The organism is Microbacterium sp. NPDC087665 (assembly GCF_044743285.1).
In the GTDB taxonomy this organism is placed as follows: Bacteria; Actinomycetota; Actinomycetes; order Actinomycetales; family Microbacteriaceae; genus Microbacterium.
This window is the reverse complement of the sequence record NZ_JBIUWD010000001.1, coordinates 297453-318628: the sequence shown is the minus strand read 5'-3', so window position 1 is coordinate 318628 and position 21176 is coordinate 297453. Positions and strand designations below refer to the sequence as shown.

The window sequence follows — 21176 nt, the reverse complement described above, 5'->3', positions numbered from 1 at the left end:
TGCCTCCCAGGGCTCTGTGGGGATCGGTTCAGGAAAGGACGGGTGTGTCCCACAGGTGCAGCGAGACGCCGATCTGTGCTCGGACTGCGGCGCGGTAGACCACCGTGCCCCACGCGACGTCTTCGACGGGGAGCCCCCCGACGGAGAGGATGATGATCTCATCGTCGTTCTTGCGAGCAGGGGCGGCGGCCGAGACGATTGCGCCGAGGCTCTCGAGATCGGGCTCCGGCATCCGGCCCTCGGCGATCAGGTCGAGGAACTTGCAGCCGATCACCGGGATGTGTTCATGCGCGGGCGCGGGTACTTCGCTGGCCCAGGCTTCGTAGAGGCCGATGTGGTCGGCGACCTTGCGCACATCGTCGCTCTCCATGCCCTCATCGATGTTGCACGCCGCGGGCATGCTCAAGAACGCGCCTGGCTTCACCCAGTCGCGCCGGACGAGCGGGTACGTCGACGGGTCGCCGGTCTCGGCAGAGGTGCAGTAGGTGACGATGTCGCTTCCGCGAACGACGTCTTCGAAGGTGTCGACCTCGATCACCTCGGTGATACCGGGGAACTCGCGGTGTACGAACTGCGTGAACTCATCGAGACTCCGCCGACCCCGCCCCTTGACCTTGACCGTCGTGATTCCCGGGCGCGCGGCGACGAACGCCGCAAGTGAGGTGCGCGCCATGACACCCGGCCCCGCGATGCCGACGACTTTCGCATCGGCACGGGCAAGATGCCGAGCACCGACCCCGGGGATCGCGCCGGTGCGATACGCCGACAGGAGGTTGGCCGACATGAGGGCGAGCGGGGCGGCCGTCTCGGTATCGCTGAGTAGGAACATCAGGATGGACCGCGGAAGTCCCCGCTCGCGATTGGCGATGTTCGATCCGTACCACTTGACGCCGGTGGTGCCGAAGGTCCCGCCGAGATACGCCGGCATCGCCATGAACCGGCGGTCGGCGGTCGGCTCGGGCATGCTCGGAAAGGGGGAGTTCTCGGGGAAGGTGATCATCGCTCCGTGCGAGTCGCTGTTCACGCCGGCCATTCGGTAGTCACCCGAGTGGAGAAGCTGCAGCATCTCCTCCATCGTGTCGACGCAGGCCGACATGTCGGTCACTCCCGCCGCCACCATGTCCGGTTCGGACAGGTAGAGGAAGTCGATAGCGGTCTTCGCCGCGGTCGTCGCTCCCGCGGCAGCAGCGACGGTGGGCGAGGAGCTGGCGGGCATGACGTTTCCTTTGCGACGATGCGCGATGCGCGGTTTCTCTACAGGTGTAGAGAGACTTGCACAGCCGAGTGCTGGCGGGCGACCGTACGGCACCAGTCGTAACCCAGCTGTTACATTCCGTTCGTCCGAGGTGCCCGTCAGCGAAGAGAGCGAAGGAGCAGATCGATGAGCGCCTCGAGACGCTCGGGTGTCGCGTCGTCGGGGCTCAGGACGCCCGTCGCCTGGATCCCCTGAGAGACGCCGATGAGGTGTGTGACCGTTATCTCGATGTCGATATCTGCGTCGAGGTCCCGGTCTTCGATGGCCTCCCGGAGAAGTGTGGCGAGCTCATCCTTCCAGCCCGCCATGAGCTCGACGTAGAGCTCGCGCATGCCCGCATCATGTGCGGCATGCTCCATGAACGGGATGGCGATCCGCGCCTCGAGCAACCTCTCCTCGTCGAGCGGGAACACCTGCATAAGGAAGGCGCGAAGCGCGGTCATCCCTCTGAGGCCCCGTCGTCGATCCACGTCGTACCGCTCGTTGGTGGCGGTGTAGACGTGACGGAAGGATGCGGCGAGTATGGCGCGCTTGTGCGGGAAGTACCCGCTGAGCGCGCCGTTGGCGTAGCCGAGCTCTTCGGCCATTCGTCGCATGCTCGCGCCTTCGATGCCGTCGCGCGCGATCAGCCGCCACACCGCGCGGACGATCTCCGCGCGTCGGGCATCGTGATCGACGGTCTTGGGCACGAGTGCAACCTAATCCAGATTCTCGACGCGGGCGATCGACCCCGGTGCCGCCCAGGGGGCGAGCAACGCATCGACGACGCGCAGCTGCGCGTCGGGCGATGCGAGCGGGGTGCTCAGCACGTGCTCCACCTGGTAGCCGACGGCCAGCACCACGAGAGTGTCCGCCAGCTGCCTTATCGGGGTGTCGGCCACCAGTTCGCCGTCGGCGACCGCCTCGGAGAGGTGTGCGATGTACGCGGCGTGCCACTGGCGTTCGATGAATCGCTGGTCATCCGAATAGCTGGGATGGGTTGCCACGCGACCCCAGAAGCTCACGACGACGAGCGCTTCGTCGTGCGAGGTCTTCTCCAGAGGGTGGATCTGCGCGATCATCCGGTGCAGGGCGTCGAGTCCTCGGCGGCCATCGGTGGCACGGGCGATTCGTTCGTTCGTGCGTTCGAAGACCAGGCGGAAGGCGGTGGAGAGCATCTCTTCGAAGTTCGCGAAGTAGTGCCACAGCGCGCCCGTCGCGACTCCGAGTTCCTCGGCCAGCCGACGGGACGTCGATCGCTGCATCCCCTCGCGGGCGACGAGGCCGAGGTAGCACTCGAGGATCTCGAGGCGACGAGCTTCTTTGTCGACGATCTTCGGCACGGGTCAAGCCTCTCTCATGGACGCCTCCTCGCCTCGACGCGGATCGATCCGGATCGTCGGGGAGGGGTGATAGTTACAATTCCGAAACATACTGGACATTTTAATGAGCGCATGCTCAATATAGTGAGTCACACGAATTCAACGAAGAGGGGTGGTGACATGGCATCCGCCGACCTGGTTTTCCGCAACGCGACTATTCACACGATGGACGACGATCGTCCGCTCGCTTCTGCACTCGCGATCTCCGACGGCATGATTCTCGCAGTCGGTGACGACAGCGACCTCGTCGAGTACATCGGAACTGACACTGAGATCGTCGACCTACGTGGATCGGCCGTGCTTCCCGGCCTGATCGATGCCCACAATCACCACCACCTCGCCGGCGAGGAAGATCTGTTCCGTGTCAGCTTCAGCCCCACGGCATCGATCGACGCGATCTGTGCGGCGGTGCACGAGTGGATCGTCACGCAGGGTCTCGGTCCCGGGCAGTGGGTGCTCGGTGGCAACTGGGGGTCGACCCTCGTCGCCGAACTGAGTGAGGCCCATGCGCTCGCCAAGCTCGACGCCGCAGCGCCCGAGAACCCGGTTCTCCTCAGCGATGACTCGCACCACAACCGATGGGTGAACTCTGCTGCTCTCCAGGCCGTCGGAATCGACAGCAGCAGCCCGGACCCCGAGGGCGGCAGAATCGTGCGCGACGGCCGTGGTGCACTGACCGGACTGCTCTTCGAGACGGCGGCCGGTGCATTCGAGCAGCGAGTGCTGCAGGACGAGGGTGTCGACATTCGCCGTCTCGCGCAAAGCTCCGAACGCGCGCTCGAGATGATGCACGGATACGGCATCACCGCTTTTCAAGACGCTTCCACCTCACACGAACTGCTCCAGGCGCTCCATCTGCTGAGCGGGGAGGGGCGCCTCACCTCCTGGGTGGTCTCCTCCATGCTCGTCAACGACACCATCCTCGGCAATCAGAATGTGGGAGCGGCCTTGCTTCCGCTGGGAGAGCGATACCGCAGCCACCGGCATCGGCCGGACTTCACCAAGATCTTCCTCGACGGTGTTCCGCCCACCCACACGGCGGCCCTGCTCCAGCCCTACCCGCACACGGAAGAGCACGGTTCCGAGCACACCGGGCAGCCGGTCATGACCTTCGACGAGCTCGAGCGGTGGCTGCGCCTCGTCGATGGCTACGGGCTCGGGGTCAAGGTGCACTGCACCGGTGACGCATCCGTGCGGCTCGTGCTCGACGCGGTCGAAGCCGTACGCCGCGACGGCCTCGGTCTGGTGGTGCAGATCGCCCACGGCCAACTCATCCACCCCGACGACATCCCGCGGTTCGCTGCCCTCGGAGTCGTCGCGGAGATATCTCCGTTCCTCTGGTACCCCGGGGTGATTCCGCAGGCTCTGCAGGAGGTGCTCCCTCCCGCTCTCGCCGCCCGCATCCACCCGAATCGAGACCTTCTCGATGCGGGGGCCCTTCTCGTCGCCGGATCCGACTGGCCCGTGTCGGAGTCACCGAATCCGTGGCACGCGATCTTTGGGCTGGTCACACGCAAGGACCCGACCAGAGTCTTCGACGGCTCACTCTGGCCCGAACAGCGCATCGATGTGCGCGAGGCGATCTGCGCCTTCACTCGCTCGTCGGCCACGGCGCTCGGTCTCGCCGACACGACCGGACGTATCCGGGCCGGACTCTCCGCGGACTTCGTCATCCTCAGTGCAGATCCGCTGGCCGTCGACTCCGAGGCTCTCAAAGACATCGTCGCCGAACAGACCTGGTTCGCCGGCGAGAAAGTGTACGACCGTTCACTCCCGAGCGCGGACAGTGCACACGCTTCACCCCGTTCTACCCGATGAATTCCTTCCCAGAATGAGGCTCCAATGAACAAGTCACGTGTCACGTCGCTCGCCGCTCTCGCTGCGGTGAGCGCGATCGTCCTCGCCGGTTGCTCCATCGATGAAGCGCCTTCGGCCGATACCCCGGACACCGGGGCATCCGGCGAAGTCGACAAGATCCTGTTCGACTATCCCTTCACCGCTCTCCCGGTCTATGCATCGCTCACTCAAGCGGTGGCGGACTACGCCGAGACCCAGGGAATCGAAGTCGTCTTCACCAACGACAACATGGATCTCGCCACACAGGTTAGTCAGCTCACGACGCACCTCGGCTCCGACATCGACGCGGTCGTGTCGTTCCCGATGGACAACGCTGCGGTGCAGACCGTCGCGAAGCAGTTCATCGACGACGGCACGCTGTGGATCACCTACGGCGGTGACCTCGATGAGCAGTCCTCGTCACTCCAGTTCAGCTTCCACGACTCGGGGATGACCCTCGGTGAGGATGCGGGGGAGTGGATCACCGAGAATCTCGACGGAGACGCCAAGGTGCTCGTCCTCGGCGATATGTCGATCCAGCTCGGACAGGAGCGCACGACGGGCATTCTCGACGGCCTCGAAGCGTCGGCTCCGGATGCCGAGATCATCGAGCAACAGGCGATCACCCCCGATGAGGGACTCAGCGTGACCTCGGCGGTGCTGGCACAGCATCCCGACATCGACGTCGTCGTGGCGACCTCCGGTGACGCTGCCGCCGGCGCCTACCAGGCGCTCATCGCATCGGGCCGCCCGGCCGACGACGCGAACACCTACGTCGGCGGTCTCGACGGCAACCTGACGCTCTACCAGGAGATGAAGGCCGGCAACTTCGTGCGCGGCGTCGTCACGGTGAAGTCGAGCGAACTCGCCCAGGCCATCGTCGACTTCCCGGTCAAGCTCGGCAAGGGCGAGGCGACGGAACGATTCGATGTTCCCGTCTACTTCGTCGACGCCGACAGCGCCGACCTGGACGACTACATCGTCGAGCTGGGCGGCTGACATGACGGTCAGGGTGCGCAGTCTCACCAAGCGTTACGGCGCGACCCTGGCACTGGATGGCGTGGACCTCGAGATCGTCTCGGGCGAGGTCCACGCCCTCCTGGGCCATAACGGGGCCGGGAAGTCGACCGTGATCGGTTGTCTGGGCGGGCGGACGACGCCCACGCAGGGCACCATCGAGATCGACGATGAAAAATACGACTCGCTCGACCCGCGGGCATCGATCGGCGCAGGCATCGCGGTGATCTATCAGCACCTGTCGCTCATCGACACGCTCACCGTGACGGAGAACCTCTTCCTGGGGCAGGAGAACACGAAGAACGGGATCATCCGCGCGTCTCACCAGGTGGAGCTCGCGCGGGCAGCCCTCGCGCGCGTGGGGGCGGACATCGACCCTCGCGCCATCGTGGGCGACCTCTCCATGGGGCAGCGTCAGATGGTCGAGATCGCGAAAGCACTGCGGCGCAACGCGCATCTGCTCATACTCGACGAACCCAGTGCGGCTCTCTCGCCCGTCGAGGCGCGTCGCCTGGCGGAGGTGGTCCTCTCCTTGAAGGAGCAGGGCATTGCGATCCTCTACGTCACCCACCTGCTGAACGAGGTGATGCAGGTGGCGGACCGCGCGACGGTGCTGAGCGGCGGCAGAGTGGTGTGGGCGTCGGACGGCAAGCAGTTCGACAAGAACGATCTCGTCGCGGCGATCTCGGGCGGCGCCCACACGTCTCGGGTGTCTCCGGCTCCGCTCGCCGCTGATGCCGCCCCCGCGCTCGAGCTGGAAGGATTCCGCGTGCAATCGGGGAGCCCCTTCGATCTGAGCGTACGCGCGGGGGAGATCGTCGCTCTCTACGGCCTGATCGGATCCGGACGTACGCGGCTGCTGGAAGGACTCTTCGGGCGCCGTGCGAACGCAGGATCGGTGCGGGTGCGCGGCGAGCAGGCAGCACCCAGGAATCCCGACCGGGCACTGCGCGCCGGCATCGCCTTCGTGCCGAGCGACCGGCAGAGGCAAGGCCTCTTCGGCATCCTCGGCGCAGGAGAGAACACGCTGACCCGGGCGATGGCGGACATCGGGGGAAGGTTCCTCCGCAACGCGGGGCGGGAGAGTCGGCTCGTGCAGAATGCCTTCGAGGCGATGAGCATCCGGCCCAACGCCCCCGATCTCCCGGTCGAGCGCTACTCCGGGGGGAACCAGCAGAAGGTGCTGATCGCCCGCTGGGTCAACACCGAGTCCCGCGTGCGGGTGCTGCTTCTCGACGACCCCACGCAGGGCGTCGATGTCGGGGCGCGTGCGGAGATCTACGAGGTCATTCGTCGGCTCGCCGCCGAGCGCGGTGTCGCGGTGGTCTACGCCACCAACGAACCGGAAGAGGTTCTGCAACTGGCGCACCGGTGCATCGTCATGCACGAAGGCGCGGTCGTGGAAGACATCACGATCGATGACGTGACCGGCATCACCGATGAGTACCTCCTCAACCTCATCCACACAGATACTCACCCGCCTCGTGACATCACCGGGGCAGATCGAAAGGTTTCCGCATGAGGTCCCTCGGATCCCGCCTTCTCCACGGCGTCGTCAGCAATCCTCTCGTCGTCCTGCTCGTGATCATGGTCGCGGCTGTGCAGATCTCCACCGGAGCGCAGCTCACCGGCGGGAACATCCGTGGCGTCCTGCAGGACGCAGCGATCATCGCCATCGTCGCCATCCCGATCGCCATGCTGGTGATCGCGGGGTACATCGACCTGTCGGTCGGTTCCACTCTGGCCCTCGGCGGGGTCATCGCCGCGCTCACGATGCACGCGACCGGTTCGGCGATCCTCGCTCTGGTAGCGGCGGTCGGTGCCGGGATGCTCGTCGGCATCGTCAACGCGATTCTCATCACCTTCGTGGGGCTGTCGTCGTTCATCACCACACTCGGCATGCTGGCTGCGGTCCGGGGAGTGGCCCAGTTGGTCGCTCCGCTTCCCATCTCCGGGTTCGACGTCAGCTTCTCCGTCTTCGGGATCGGCGCCGTCGCAGGAGTCCCCGTCTCGGCTTTGATCGCATTCGTGCTGCTCCTCGTTGCGGGCTTCTTCCTCACGATGACCCCGTCCGGGCGGCACGTCTACGCCATTGGCGTGAACCGTGAGGCGGCCTATCTCTCGGGCGTCTCCGTGCGCCGCATCCCCTTTTTCCTCTACATGTTCTCGGGCGCTGCAGCCGGTCTTGCCGGTGCGCTCACCGTCGCCCGGCTCAACAGTGCTCCCGCGGGCCAACTGGGCGTCGGCTTCGAACTCTCGGTTCTCACGGCGGTGCTGTTGGGCGGCATCATCCTGACCGGTGGTGGTGGCAATATGTTCGGCGTCTTGGTCGGTGTGCTGTTCATGGGGTTCCTGTCGAACAGTCTCACCCTCCTCGGAGTCTCGACGTTCTGGCAGAACGTGGCCAGCGGCGCGGCGCTCGTCGCCGCGATCGCCATCAACGCCGGCACGCAGATCCTGCGCGGGAAGCTCATGGCACGTGACGCCGAGCGCCTCGCTCGCCGCGCGCGCGAGGCGGCGGAACCGGCCCCCGTCGCTGCGGCGCAGAAGTGAACGACGACGCGCTCCCCCCGGACACAGCGTCCGAGGACTACCCCGCGACGACGTTCATCGTCGCGGGGCTCGAGCAGGATGCGGAGATCATCGTCGACCGCTGGGGGGTTCCTCATATCTCCGCGCAGACGCGGACGGATGTGTTCGTGGCGCAGGGGTTCAACGCGGCCCGTGACCGGCTCTTCCAGATCGACCTGTGGCGGCGACGGGGACTGGGTCGGCTTGCGGCCGCCTTCGGAGAGCGCTTCGTCGAGCAGGATCGCGCCAACCGTCTGTTCCGCTACCGCGGTGACATCGAAGAAGAATGGGCGGCGTACGCCGAGGGCACACGCGCGGCTGTGCGCTCGTTCGTCGCGGGCATCAACGCGTACATCCGATGGGCGACGTCTGCGCCTCGCCGCTTGCCCCCGGAGTTCGAGCTCCGGGGATACGTCCCTGAGCTGTGGGGTGACGACGACATCGTGATGTTCCGCACGCACGGTCTTTTCTACAACGCGGGGCATGAGGTCGCTCGCGCCCGGGCGCTGCGGTCCGGCGGCCCCGAGGTCGAGCGGATCCGCCAAACACGTGAGCCCGATCGCCCATTGCAGGTTCCGGACGGCATCGATCTGTCGCGTCTGGATGATGTGATGCGCACCTACGACCTCGCTTTCGCGGCCGTCGATCTGTCCGAGGACGGTGCCTCGGAGCCCTCGCGACAGCACGAGGGCGGCAGCAACAACTGGGTCGTCGACGCGACCCGCACCGCGACGGGCCGTCCCCTCCTCGCGAATGACCCGCATCGCGCCGTGACGCTGCCTTCTCTGCGTTACATCGCTCACCTCAGAGCCCCCGGATTGGATGTGATCGGTGCCGGCGAGCCCGGACTTCCCGGGATCACGATCGGGCACAACGGCGAGGTGGCGTTCGGGCTGACGATCTGGCCGGCGGATGTTGAGGACCTGTACGTCTACGATCTCGATCCCGCGTGTCCGGATCGCTATCTCGGGCCGGAGGGATGGACCGAGTTCACCGTCGTGACGGAGCACGTCGAGGTGAAGGGCCAGGCAGACGACACCGCGCGCCTTCTGTACACCGTGCACGGACCGGTCATCCATGTCGACGTCGAACGGGGGTTCGCGGTGGTGCTGCGCGCAGCCTGGCTCGAGCCGGGGATGGTCCCCTACCTCGCGAGCATCGGGTACAACGATGCCGTCGACGCGGACGAGTTCGTGGCCGCGCTCTCGCACTGGGGGGCGCCTGCCGTCAATCAGATCTTCGCGACTCCGGAGGGCGACTGGGGATGGCAGGCATCCGGAAAGATCCCACGCCGCGACGGCTGGGACGGAAGCCTGCCGGTACCCGGCGACGGCTCCCACGAATGGAACGGCCTCGCCTCCACGTCGGAGCTCCCCGCCGAACGCACACCGGCTCGAGGCTGGTTCGCCTCCGCGAACGAAGAGAACCTGCCGCGTAATTTTGCCGAAGGTTCACTCACCGTCACACACGATTGGTACTCATCGGCGCGCGCGGAGCGGATCAGCGAGTGGTTGTCGGCAGAAGCAGCAGTGTCGGTCGAATCCAGCGCTGTGATGCAGATGGACGTCCTGAGCGAGCATGCCCTTCGGATGCTCCGTCTGCTCGACAGCGCACTGGGCGGAGGCGATGCTGCCGGCCCCGAATGGAACGCGCTTCGGGGATGGGACGGCCGTCTGACTGCTGAGTCGCGGGAGGCTCTCGTGTTCGAGATCTGGGCGAGGAAGCACTTGCGCCCGCGGCTGGCCGAGGCGTACTTCCGCTCGCTCGGCATGGACGCCGAGGCGGCGCTCGCCGCGGTCGACGCAGCGAAGACCGATGAGGCGTCCGGCGGCGATCTGCGGGGTGACCTCGAGCTCATCGAGTGGGTGTCGCAGTCGGAATCCGCGTCGTACCTTCTCGCGACCGTGCGCGACACTGTGGCCTCTGCCGTCGCGCAGATCGAGTCGATGCTCGGCCCGGAGAGCGATGACAATATCTGGGCCTGGGGGCGTCTGCTCCATGTCGAGGTTCGGCATCCCGTCTTCTCACAGGGGTCGGGCCCCTACCGCGACTCCGGCATGCTCGGCCCTCTGTCCCGCGGCGGCAGCGGCGACACGGTGGGGCTCGCGGCATACGACGGGGAATTCCGCCAAGCGACCGGATCCACGTTCCGGATGGTGGTCGATGTGGGGAACTGGGACGCCAGCGTCGCATCGAACAGCCCGGGCCAGTCCGGGGACCCCCGCTCGCCCCACTATTCCGATCTCTTCGAGGGCTGGGTCGAGGGCCACACATTCCCCCTGTCCTACACGTCCGATGCCGTCCGAAGGCATGCCGAGCATCGCATCGTCTTGCGCGCCGATCCCGTGACTTCGCCCTCTCCTCTCACGACCCCATGATCCTCGGCGACGATGCCGAACGAACAGGAACGGAATCCCATGTCAGAAACGATCAGCTACGAATCTCTTCTCGCGCGCATCCAGGCGCGTGACGAACACTCGCATGACGTGCTCGATCCGGCCACGGGCGATCTCGTCGGCCGGGCGCCGGTGCAGGATCTCGACGCCCTCGAACGCGCGATCGAGAGAGCCCGTGCGGCTCAGCCTGGTTGGGCTGCGCTCACGGACCAAGCGCGCCGAGACCACCTCCACCGCGCAGCAGATGCCGTGGAACGGTGGGCGGAACCTCTGGCTGAACTGCTCTCGCGTGAGCAGGGCAAGCCGCTGGACGGCCTGAATGCTCGGTTCGAAGTCGGAGGATGCGTCGCGTGGTTGCGAGCCGCGGCGGAGACCCCTCTTCCCACCGAGGTGCTCGTCGACGACGGCGCGACGTACGCGGAGATGCAGTACCGTCCCATCGGGGTCGTTGGTGCCATCACGCCATGGAACTGGCCCATGATGATCGCGATCTGGCAGATCGCTCCTTCGCTCCGGATGGGCAACACGGTCGTCGCCAAGCCCGCGCAGAGCACTGACCTTTCCGGGCTGGCCATCGCAGCCGTGCTCAACACCACTCTCCCCGCAGACGTTCTCACGGTGGTCACTGGTCCGGGCCGCTCCATCGGGCAGGCTCTGAGTTCTCACCCGAGCATCGGCAAGATCATGTTCACGGGGTCCACCGAGGTCGGCAGGCAGATCATCGAGGCCAGCGCCGACAACATCACTCGTCTCACCCTCGAACTCGGGGGAAACGATGCGGGAATCGTGCTGCCGGACGTCGACCCGGCCGCCATCGCCGAAGGACTCTTCTGGGGTGCATTCATCAACACAGGGCAGACGTGCGCAGCCTTGAAGCGTCTCTATGTGCACGACTCGGTGTACGACGCCGTGGTCGAAAACCTCATTGCGTTCGCGGCATCCGTCCCGATGGGAATCGGCCTGCAGGAGGGCAACCTGCTGGGCCCCCTTCAGAATCGCAAGCAGTACGAGACGGTGGTGGCGCTCGTCGCAGCCGCGAAGGAGTCGGGCGCGCAGATCGTACTCGGGGGCGACCCCGACGATGCCGCGGTCGGCCATTTCTACCCGACGACCCTCGTGACCGACATCGATCCCCACAATGCCCTCGTCGTGGAGGAACAGTTCGGACCCGCCCTGCCGATCATCCGGTACTCGGAAGTCGAGGAGGCCATCCGACTGGCGAACGAACTCGACTTCGGCCTGGGAGCATCGGTGTGGTCGAGCGATCGCGCGAAGGCGCAGCAGATCGCCGGCCGACTGGAGGCGGGAACGGTGTGGCTCAATTCGCACGGCGGGCTCCACCCGATGGTGCCGTTCGGCGGAGCGAAGCAATCGGGCTACGGGCGCGAGTTCGGCGTCGAGGGGCTGAAGGCGGTCTCGGAGGCGCAGGTCATCGTCGGCTGACGAGCGCGCGGCCTGAACAGGCTGTGTCGCCGCACTATTCGGTCTCCCCAGGCCGGATGCCCGTCACCCCATCTCTGGCGGGCTGGTGCGGGGAGCCTTCCCCAGGGCTCCTCGCACCTCTTAGGCCAGCGCCGGGCGGAGCCCCGCGGTGGGATCCTCCGCCCACCGCGAGCTCTCCGCCCGACGCCACCACCCCCGAACGCGCGAGGCGTCAGGGGGTGGGCATGCCGCCGTTGACGTTGAGCGTCTCACCGGCGACATAACTCGACTCGGCCGAGGCCAGGAACACGTACGCCGGGGCGAGCTCGGCGGGCTGACCCATGCGCCCGAGCGGGGTGTCTTCGCCGAAGCTGTCGATCTTCTCCTGCGGCTGTCCGTCGCTCGGCTGCAGCGGGGTCCAGATGGGGCCGGGCGCCACGGCGTTCACGCGAATGCCCTTCGGCGCGAGCTGCTGCGCGAGCCCCTTCGTGAATGCGTTGATCGTGGCCTTCGTCGAGGCGTAGTCGACGAGGATGTCCGACGGCGAGTACGCCTGGATCGACGTCGTGTTGATGATCGCCGAGCCCGCGGGCAGGTGCGGGAGCGCGGCCTTGGTGATCCAGAACATCGCGTACACGTTGGTCTTGAACGTGTCGTCGAACTGCTCGTCGGTGATTTCGGCGAGCGACTCCTGATAGACCTGCTTGCCGCCGTTGTTCACGAGGATGTCGAGTCCACCGAGCGCCTCGACGGTGTCGGCCACGAGCGCGCGGCAGTACTCCGGGTCGCGCAGGTCGCCCGGCAGCGTGGCGACGGTCACGCCGGCCTCGCGCAGGATGCCGGCGATGCGGGTCGCATCCTTCTCCTCCTCGGGGAGGTAGGAGATCGCGACGTCAGCGCCCTCGCGGGCGAAGGCGATGGCGGTGGCGGCGCCGATGCCGGAGTCGCCGCCGGTGATGAGCGCCTTGCGCCCGGTGAGGCGGCCGGTGCCGCGGTAGGTCTCCTCGCCGAGGTCGGCTTTCGGCGTGAGGTCGGCGTCGAGGCCGGGCTCCGGCATGTGCTGCTTCTCGGGCTGGATGTCCGAGTAGAGCTCGGCGGGGTTCACGAAGGTGTACTGGTCGCGGGACATGGTGTCTCCTTCTCCTTGTTCCTATCGGTGGTTCGGTGGTCTGTCAGGTCTTGTCGCGCAGGGCTTCGGCGGGCACGACGTCGCGGATGGTCATGGCGGCCGAGAGGAAGGCGAGGTGGCTCAACGCCTGCGGGGTGTTGCCCCAGGCCGATCCGTCGTCGGCGTCGATCATCTCGGCGTAGATGCCGACGTCGTTGGCCAGGGCGATGAGCTCGTCGACCCGCGCGATCGCCTCGTCGTGACGGCCGACGCAGGCGAGCGCTTCGGCCCGCCAGAACGCACATGCCACGAAGGTCTTCTCCTCGGCGGCGACGCCGCTGTAGCGGTACATCAGCGGACCGGCGCCGAGCTCGTCGCTCAGTGCATCGATCGTCGAGGCCATGCGCTCCCCGCGGTCGAACCCCGACGGCGCGTGCAGCAGCACCGAGACGTCGAGCTCGTCGGCCCCGGCGTAGAAGACGTAGGCCCGCTGCTTCTCCGACCAGCAGTTCTCGTCGATCCAGAGGCGGATGCGGTCGCGCTCGGCGCTCCAGCGCTCCGCACTCCCCGGGATGGCTCCGCTCTCGGCCAGCGCGACGGCGTCGTCGAGCGCCTTCCAGCAGCCCATCTTCGACGAGGTGTACTGGCGCAGTTCCGGCAGCTCCCACATGCCTGAGTCGGGGTTGCGCCACAGATCGCAGGTGCGGTCGGCGATGCCCGCGAGCATCCGTGCCGTGCCCTTGTCGAGCACGTTCCCGGCGTCGACGTAGGTGCGGCAGATGGCGATGAGGTCGCCGTAGACCCCCAGCTGCAGCTGATCGCCGGCGGGATTGCCGGTGACGACCGGGCGGATGCCGGGCCACCCCGTGACGTCGTATTCGTGCGGTTCGGGCACGAGGTCTCCGTCGAGCGTGTACATCACGTGGAGTTCGGGTCCGTGGTCGCGGATCGTGCGCAGCATCCATGACAGCGCGGCCTGGGTCTCTTCGCGCAGTCCGAAGCGCACCAACGAATGCACCGTGTAAGCGAGGTCGCGCACCCAGGCGTGCCGGTAGTCCCAGTTCTTGCCGCCGTCGGGGTTCTCGGGAAGAGAGGTGGTCGCCGCCGCAGCGATCGCGCCCGAGGGACTGTAGATCAGCAGCTTGAGCGCCAGGGCGCTGCGCTGCACCTGCTCTTTCCAGGGGCCGTCGTAGGAGAACACCGATGACCAGTGCCGCCAGTTCTCGATGGTGCGGTCGATGCCGTCGTCGACGTTGTGCGGATCGGGCAGGTGCAGGGGTTCGTCGTGAGTCGCCGCCAGGGCGATGAGGTGGCGGGAACCGGGAGAGGTGGTGAACGCGCCGGCGAGCTCGGGGCCGGTGGGCGCGTCGACGCGCGGATGCCGGGGGCCGTGGTCGAACCCGACGACGGCGAACGCCGTCTCACCGCTGCGCACCACATCTCCCTGCGGGGTGTTCTCGATCCAGGGAGCGGCGGTCTGCAACGAGGTGCCGGGGTGCACGCGCCACTCCATGGCCACCTCGCCGTTCACGCCGTCGATGCGACGGGCGAACTCCGCCCACGGGAGGCGTCCGGCGACCCCCGAGACCAGGGCGTCGGTGACGCGCACGGTGCCGGAGGCGGTGAGGAAGGTGGTCTCGAGAACGTTGGTGTCGGGCACGTAGCGGCGCGTGGTGCGGAATTCGTCGCTCGGCCGCAGTTCGAGGCATCCGCCCGTCTCGCCGTCGAGAAGACGCGCGAACACCGGCAGATCGGTGAGGTCGGGAAGCGGTAGCCAGTCGACGCTGCCGTCGAGTCCGATCAGTGCGACCGTGCGCCCATCGCCGATCGGCGCATACGACTCGAGGGGGCGATCGGTGGGCATGGGGCCATCCTGCGGGGAGCCGATGAATACCGGAACGCCCTTGCCACCCAGGGTTCGCATTGATATGCGGACGGGGTCGAAAAGAAACTTCGAGAGAACCCGCCCGATTCCCGCCGGATGCTCGTGTATCCAGTGCGGGAGTACTCACTTCTGCTCGCCCTCCCCGGCGTTGACGCTCGTCTGATCGCAGACGGTGTCGGTGGGGGCCGCCGGTCCCGGGGGGAGATGGCGGCCCCCGCGTCACGCGGGAGGAGCGGATGCCGTGGGAGCACGAGAAGAACGAGGGGGACGAGATGTCGACGACGTCATCGATGAACAGAATCTTGGGCGCCGTTGCGCCGCAGGGGTTAGACGAGGGTGAAATTCTCGACCGAACCGCGATTTTTCGCGATCGCGACTCTACGTTGAGGCAAGACGACTCACGAGTGAGCCGTCTGCAGGGTGCACGCGCACGCGGATGGGAATCGCACGCGACACATGCGCTGCTTGAGAGGGCACCACGCTCCGGCGTTCTGCCGGTCTCTCGGGTGGGGGAAAACGTCACCGCAGGTGACAAAGACAAAGGGGAGACCGAATGAGCAAGCACATGGGCCGCGCTCCGTCGCGTGATTCTGCCGACAGGCAGACACGGGCGAGAATCGCAGGCAAGACACCACGCACTGCAGCCGGACGTTTCGTTCGCGCGGCCGCACTCGGGATCGCGGGCATTCTCGCGGGCTCGAGCCTGATACTCGGTGCCGCAGCACCCGCGAACGCCGCAGACGGCGACTACACGCTCGAGCTCGACGCTCCGGCATCAATCCCTGTCGGTCAGAACTTCAACTACACCGCCACCCTCGACTTCGAGGGCCCTGCGGCCACGCACAGCGGCATCGTGCTGACGACGACGCTCCCGGCCGGTGTGGAGTTCGAATCCTGCCCCATCGGCGGCTCGTCGCCGATCGCCTCGTGCAGCTACGACTCTGCGACCCGCGTGCTCACGATCAGCCTGAACGACACCGACACCGACCCGCTCAGCGTTGCCTACACAGTGCGCCAGGCTCCCTACAACGACCGGTACGAGGGTGAGGTCTTCGCGGCCTCCATCGCCGGAACCGGTGGGCCCTCGGGCGCCGTCACCTCTGACACCGTCGAGACAGTGGTCACCGGCTCGAACGACTACAACTCCTACAAGACTTCGCAAGTCATCACCGGGGGTGACAACCGCACGGTCACCTACTCCTTCAACATCAACGTGGCTGGGCCCATCCCCGGCACGTTCGCCTCGCATATGCAAGAACTCACCGACACGTTCCCCGGAGGGGTTGAGCTGGTGAGCTCGAACGCAGGTATCGGCGCATGGGACGTGTCGGCATTCCCCACGGTCGTGTGGAGCAACGACGCAGAGTTCTTTAGCTATGCGTCCGTCGATCCCTCGGGCTCAGCGATCAGCATCACCGTCCGCTACCCCGAGGACGCGTTCCCGGGACTCGTTTCGCCGCCCGCCAACACGGTCTCGCTGCGTACGCAGGATGCCGGTGGTGTCTGGCACGACGGCGCACCCGCCACCACCCAGTCCATTCCCTTCGCCGAGGGCGACGCCGCACGCGTCGCTGCCGACAAGTCCTTCACCCAGGGCGGTTCTTCAGCCGGGTACTTGGGGCACCAAGTACGCGCCAAGGGATCGTATGTCGGGCCGTCTGGCTCTCCGAACCTCGACGCCCTCGTCGTCGAGGACTCCGGCGCGACCGGCACCCCCAACGCGAGCTGGTACCAACACATCGACCTCAGCACCATCCAAGTGAGTTTCAACAGTGCTCTGGCAGCAGCGAACCTTCCGTACACGTTCGACTACCAGGTGAACGGCTCGACGACCTGGCAGAGCGTGACCCCGCCGGGCAGCACGGGAACGACGGCGGAATTCGCCACGCATGTCGCAGGCTCGCAGGCTTGGAATACGGGCACGACGGCGGTGGACCTCGCACCTGGCGAGACTATCAGCGGATGGCGCGTTGTCGTCGCTCCCGGAGCCGAGACGGTTCCCGTGAACAGTGAAGTGCAGGTCACGTTCGGCGGCCAGCCCGTCTTCCGCGCGATCGGCGAAGGAATCGTCGAGTCGCCTGCCGCGGCGGGCGCACCTGTCGGACCGACGGAGAACACCGTCTCCGTCCGCAACGGTGACGGAACACTTGTCACCGATGACACCTACAACTTCACGCCGGTCGACTCGGTATACCTGACGACCACCATCAGCGGTCCGTCGTCCATGAGCGTCGGTGGCACCGGCAGTTACCGGGCGTCGATCATCAACCAGAATCCGAGCGACGTCTACGCGGATTCGGTCATGACGGTCGTGCTTCCGTGCGGCATCCTCTACGACGATTCCCAGCCGTTCGTGCCGGAGGCGACCCCGCTCGTTGGCGTCCCGTCGCCGGCTCCCGCCATCGGATCGGGCGTGACGGTCGACACGACCAAGCGCATCACCGATGCGAACGGCTGCGCGATGCAGGTCGTCGAGTTCACGTTCGACGAGGTGCCGCCCATGCGTGCTCCCGGAGTGGCCAACCACCGCCGTGTCGAGGACAGCGGATGGACCTACACCATCCCGGTCATCGTGCTTGCCGAGGCCTACAACCCCGCAGGCACCACCGTGGTGCCGCAGTCGTGGTCGCACACCAACGACCCGCGCTTCCTCAGCGTCGCCGATGGCGGCACGGGTGCTACGACGGTTCCGATGATCGGCTACAACCCGTTCTTCAACGCCGACGGCTACGACCTCGACCCGACCCGCGACACCATCGGCTACTGGCAGACGCGTACCTCGATCAACACCGCGGGTGGCGTGCTCATCGACAAGCTGTCGTCCGCGACGGCCGACGGTGCGTATGCGCTGACGAGCCCGATCACGGACGACGCGTTCTGGCGCATCTTCGTGAGCAACGTCCTCCCGGGCACCGTCTCCAACGCGGTGTTCTTCGACAAGCTGCCGGCCGCGGCCGATGGTGATGACTTCGGCGTCACCCTCACGGGTCCGGTCACCGGAATCCCGGCGGGCGCCACGGTGGAGTACTCGACCGATGCCACCTCGGCGACGACGGGAACCTGGACGGCGACGCCGACCGGCGCCACCGCCTTCCGTGTCACCGTGCCGAGCATGGCCACGGCGACGAACTTCACCCTCACGGTCCCGACCTCGGTCGACGGCGAGACGGTCGCGGGCCAGTCGGCCGACAACCAGATCTCCGCCACGGCCGTCTACGGGGGCAACCCCGTGGCGTTCGAGTCGAACGAGGCCGTGGTGACGGTGGCCGCGGCATCCGCCATCAGCATCGTGAAGACCACGAACGGCATCGACGTCCCGACGTCTGATGACGCACCGGTGGTTCCCGCCGGCTCGACCGTGCAGTGGAGCTACCTGGTGACCAACACCGGCAACACCACGCTCTCCGACGTCACCGTCGCCGACATCGGCGGCGCGGCAGGAGAGGCCGGCGCAGAGGTCGAGGTCGTGGCCCCCGAGGGCTTCGACGGAATCCTCGCCCCCGGGGAGTCCGTGACGTTCACGGGCTCGGGTACGGCGATCGAGGGTCTCTACGAGAACGTCGCGACCGCGACGGGTGCGCCGTCGGATGCCGAGGGCACGCCGCTCCCCGAGACCGACCCGGTCACCGCGACCGACTCGTCGTGGTACACCGGTGGCGCTGTGGGCCTGACGATCGTCAAGCAGGTGTCGCTGAACGAAGACGGTCCCTGGTCGGAGTCGGTCACGGCACCGAGCGGCACGAAGATCTACTGGAGCATCGCGGTGACGAACACCGGCGAGGCGCCGTTGACGAACGTGGTCGTGTCGGATCCGCTGGCCCCGTCGTTCGAGCCGCAGACGATCGACCTCGCCATCGGTGAGACGCGCGTCTTCGTGGTCGAGCACACGCTGACGGAGGCGCTCACCAACGTCGCCACTGCCTCGGTCGACGTGAACGGCGACACCGTCGCCGTTGCCGACGACGCAGCAGCAGCGATCACACCGGTTCCGCCGGTACCCGACAAGCCGACCACCGGCTTGGCGATCACCGGTGCGGATGCGACCGCCATCCTGATCATCGCGCTCCTGCTCATCGCAGGCGGCATGGGGATCGTCGTGATGCGACGTCGCGTCGGCATCCAGGACTAGTCGTCACACACAGGGGGCGGCGGGCGTGATGCCCGTCGCCCCCTGTGGGCGGTAGTCCCGCAGTGCTCTGGGGAACGGGAGGTCTCTGGTGGGCGAGGATACGCGCGGTGCCGTCTCGCTGGACGAGACGGAACTGCAGGAGCGGAGTGCGGAGCTCGTGCGTGCCGCGGCGACGGGCGACCGGCGCGCGGCCGGCGAGTACTTCGCGATCCACCTGCCTCGGCTCTCCGCGATCGCGCGGCGGGTGGCCGGCACCTCGTTCGACTCCGGCGATCTGCTGGGCGAAGCACTGCTCATCGTGCTCGGCAAATGGGCCGACGGCACCGGACCGACCGGCAACGTGAACGCTTACATCACCAAGATCATGCGCAACCGCCTGCTCGACGAGTTCAAGTCTCCGCGCTCGCAGGTGCGATACCTCGAACCGACGGAAGACCCGATGGCGCACGAGGACGAACGCATCCGGCTCATCGAGATCGGCCCCGAACTCGACCTCGTGCGGCGCGCACTCGATGAACTGCGGCCCGAACAACGTGAGATCCTCACCGCGATCGTGCTCGACGGGTACAAGCCCCGCGAGCTCGAGGAGCGGTTCGACCGCCCTGCCACCGCGATCTACTCCCTCACCAAGCGCGCGAAGACGAACCTGCGCCGGGCGATGCTGCGGTTGATGCTGGAAGAGGATGCCCGCCCGGAATGCGCCGCGGCGGCACGACGGCTGCCCGAAGTCGTCGGCGACAGCCCGGAGGAGACGACCGGGGGCCGGAGCGCCGAGCACTACCGCACGTGCCGTCGGTGCCGGCGCAAGTGGGCGGGCTTCGCCGCGCTCGCCACCCTCGGCGTCGCGCCCCTGCTCATCGTCGGCGACCTGATGAACGCAGCGCCGGCGAGTGCCGACACGAGTGAGGAGACGAGCGAGGAGCCGCGCTCCGAGGGGCCGACGGCATCCCCTCCTCCCTCCTCCCGCGTTGCGCCGCCGACGACCCGAAGCATTCTGTCGAGGGGGATCACGGTCGTCGGTATCGCCGTCGCCACCGTCGGCGTCGCCCTCGTCGCGCTGCTCGCGATCGCCTTCTTCACCAAGACTCTCTGGTTCGTCGTTGAACCCGAAGCGCAGATCGACGTCGATGCGACGGCTCTCACGCGCACCGAGCTCGAACTGTCGCTCGACTTCGAGGTCGTCGACGAGACCTGGCACACCCGTGCGCTCACGCTGACGCTCTCGGAAGACGTGTACATCGCCTCCGTGCCCGCCGGCTGGGAGTGCACCAGCGCGGGCCGCGAGGTCACGTGCGCCACCGACGAGGTCAACGCCCCGGGCGGCAGCTTCCGCCTCGAGCACGAACCCGGGGCGCAGGCCACCGAGTACTGGATCGAGCTCGACACCCTGACCGAAGACGGCGCCACCGTCGTCGGCACGGCCTCCGGTCGCGTGCGGCCCTGACGCGGTCGGCGCTGCGCAGGAGAAGTGTGACACCGAAACTGCGGTGTTACACTTGACTCATGCCCACGAAGCACCCGCGCACCAACATCACGCACACGCCCCAGGTGGCGCATGCGCTGGAGGTTGCTCGTCGAGAATGGCCCCAAGAAAGCCGCGAGAGCGCCCTGCTCCTGCGTCTTCTCGATGAGGGTGCGAAGGTGGTCGAGGCGCGGGTCGATGATGCGGAGATCAGGAGACGTGCACAGATCGATGTGATTGCCGGCCGATACAGTGCGAGCTATCCTGCCGGCTATCTCGAAGATCTGCGTGAGGATTGGGACGGGTGATCGTCCTCGACGCTTCTGTGGCGATCGCATTCCTCAACAAGCTCGATGCGCACCACGAGTCTGCGGTGGAAGTACTCAAGCGAAACCCACCTACGTATCTGATGCACCCGCTCACATTGGCCGAAGTCTTGGTCGGGCCGGTATTGCTCGGCATCGACACGGCTGTCCTACGCGACCTCCGAGCGATCGGAGTGGAACAGGTGAGTGCTGGCGCGAATGAGGCGCTCGATCTCGCACGCTTGAGGGCTTCGCACAGACTCAAGATGCCGGACACGTGCGTGCTGGCGACCGCGCAGCATCATGATGTCGCGCTCGCGACCTTCGATGATCGACTTGCCGGCGCGGCGTCCGAATTCGGACTCCTCGCCGACGGGCTCTAGGCCGAACGCAGCACCCCTTCCGCCGCCCGGGCCCCGGGAGTACCGT

15 protein-coding genes are annotated in these 21176 nt (G+C 66.8%); 10 read left to right on the top strand and 5 right to left on the bottom strand.

What is annotated here, in order from left to right; translation table 11 throughout:
* Window positions 1-28: 28 nt before the first annotated feature.
* From ACIOSY_RS01525 to ACIOSY_RS01515, 3 genes are all read right to left on the bottom strand, one after another.
* A complete protein-coding gene (locus ACIOSY_RS01525) occupies window positions 29-1216 on the bottom strand; it encodes a tyramine oxidase subunit B (RefSeq protein WP_400847904.1) in 1188 nt (395 codons plus the stop codon).
* Between the two features lie 137 nt (window positions 1217-1353).
* Complete coding sequence (locus tag ACIOSY_RS01520; RefSeq protein ID WP_400847901.1) at window positions 1354-1944, bottom strand: TetR/AcrR family transcriptional regulator; 591 nt, start codon at window positions 1942-1944, stop codon at window positions 1354-1356.
* Window positions 1945-1953: 9 nt separating this feature from the next.
* Window positions 1954-2577, bottom strand: a complete 624-nt coding sequence (locus ACIOSY_RS01515) for a TetR/AcrR family transcriptional regulator (protein WP_400847898.1) — start codon at window positions 2575-2577, stop codon at window positions 1954-1956.
* Window positions 2578-2736: 159 nt separating this feature from the next.
* Between ACIOSY_RS01515 and ACIOSY_RS01510 the strand changes: the two genes are divergently transcribed.
* The 6 genes from ACIOSY_RS01510 to ACIOSY_RS01485 are packed head-to-tail and all read left to right on the top strand — an operon-like array spanning window position 2737 to window position 11879.
* Window positions 2737-4434, top strand: a complete 1698-nt coding sequence (locus tag ACIOSY_RS01510; RefSeq protein WP_400847896.1) for an amidohydrolase — start codon at window positions 2737-2739, stop codon at window positions 4432-4434.
* Window positions 4435-4458: 24 nt separating this feature from the next.
* A complete protein-coding gene (locus ACIOSY_RS01505; protein ID WP_400847893.1) occupies window positions 4459-5451 on the top strand; it encodes a sugar ABC transporter substrate-binding protein in 993 nt (330 codons plus the stop codon).
* Window position 5452: 1 nt separating this feature from the next.
* Window positions 5453-6991, top strand: a complete 1539-nt coding sequence (locus ACIOSY_RS01500; RefSeq protein WP_400847890.1) for a sugar ABC transporter ATP-binding protein — start codon at window positions 5453-5455, stop codon at window positions 6989-6991.
* Window positions 6988-8022: an ABC transporter permease gene (locus tag ACIOSY_RS01495; RefSeq protein WP_400847887.1), complete on the top strand. Its 1035-nt coding sequence runs from the start codon at window positions 6988-6990 to the stop codon at window positions 8020-8022. Before ACIOSY_RS01500 ends, ACIOSY_RS01495 begins: the two co-directional genes overlap by 4 nt.
* The gene (locus tag ACIOSY_RS01490; RefSeq protein WP_400847884.1) at window positions 8019-10418 is read left to right on the top strand and encodes a penicillin acylase family protein; all 2400 of its coding nucleotides are present in this window, start codon (window positions 8019-8021) and stop codon (window positions 10416-10418) included. Before ACIOSY_RS01495 ends, ACIOSY_RS01490 begins: the two co-directional genes overlap by 4 nt.
* A gap of 39 nt (window positions 10419-10457) precedes the next feature.
* The gene (locus ACIOSY_RS01485; RefSeq protein ID WP_400847881.1) at window positions 10458-11879 is read left to right on the top strand and encodes an aldehyde dehydrogenase family protein; all 1422 of its coding nucleotides are present in this window, start codon (window positions 10458-10460) and stop codon (window positions 11877-11879) included.
* 211 nt (window positions 11880-12090) lie between these two features.
* Here ACIOSY_RS01485 and ACIOSY_RS01480 read toward each other — a convergent pair whose 3' ends face one another.
* Window positions 12091-12987: an SDR family oxidoreductase gene (locus ACIOSY_RS01480; protein ID WP_400847878.1), complete on the bottom strand. Its 897-nt coding sequence runs from the start codon at window positions 12985-12987 to the stop codon at window positions 12091-12093.
* A gap of 43 nt (window positions 12988-13030) precedes the next feature.
* Window positions 13031-14830 (bottom strand): glycoside hydrolase family 15 protein, encoded by a 1800-nt coding sequence (locus ACIOSY_RS01475; RefSeq protein ID WP_400847875.1) that lies wholly within the window; start codon window positions 14828-14830, stop codon window positions 13031-13033.
* Between the two features lie 574 nt (window positions 14831-15404).
* On the opposite strand from ACIOSY_RS01475, the gene ACIOSY_RS01470 reads away from it, so the two are divergent.
* From ACIOSY_RS01470 to ACIOSY_RS01455, 4 genes are all read left to right on the top strand, one after another.
* Window positions 15405-18980: a hypothetical protein gene (locus ACIOSY_RS01470; protein ID WP_400847872.1), complete on the top strand. Its 3576-nt coding sequence runs from the start codon at window positions 15405-15407 to the stop codon at window positions 18978-18980.
* A gap of 88 nt (window positions 18981-19068) precedes the next feature.
* On the top strand, window positions 19069-20424 hold the full coding sequence (locus ACIOSY_RS01465; RefSeq protein ID WP_400847869.1) for an RNA polymerase sigma factor: 1356 nt from the start codon (window positions 19069-19071) through the stop codon (window positions 20422-20424).
* A 59-nt stretch (window positions 20425-20483) separates the two neighbouring features.
* A complete protein-coding gene (locus tag ACIOSY_RS01460) occupies window positions 20484-20750 on the top strand; it encodes a hypothetical protein (RefSeq protein WP_400847866.1) in 267 nt (88 codons plus the stop codon).
* A complete protein-coding gene (locus ACIOSY_RS01455) occupies window positions 20747-21130 on the top strand; it encodes a type II toxin-antitoxin system VapC family toxin (RefSeq protein ID WP_400847863.1) in 384 nt (127 codons plus the stop codon). The genes ACIOSY_RS01460 and ACIOSY_RS01455 overlap by 4 nt, the downstream gene beginning before the upstream one ends.
* Window positions 21131-21176: the final 46 nt, after the last annotated feature.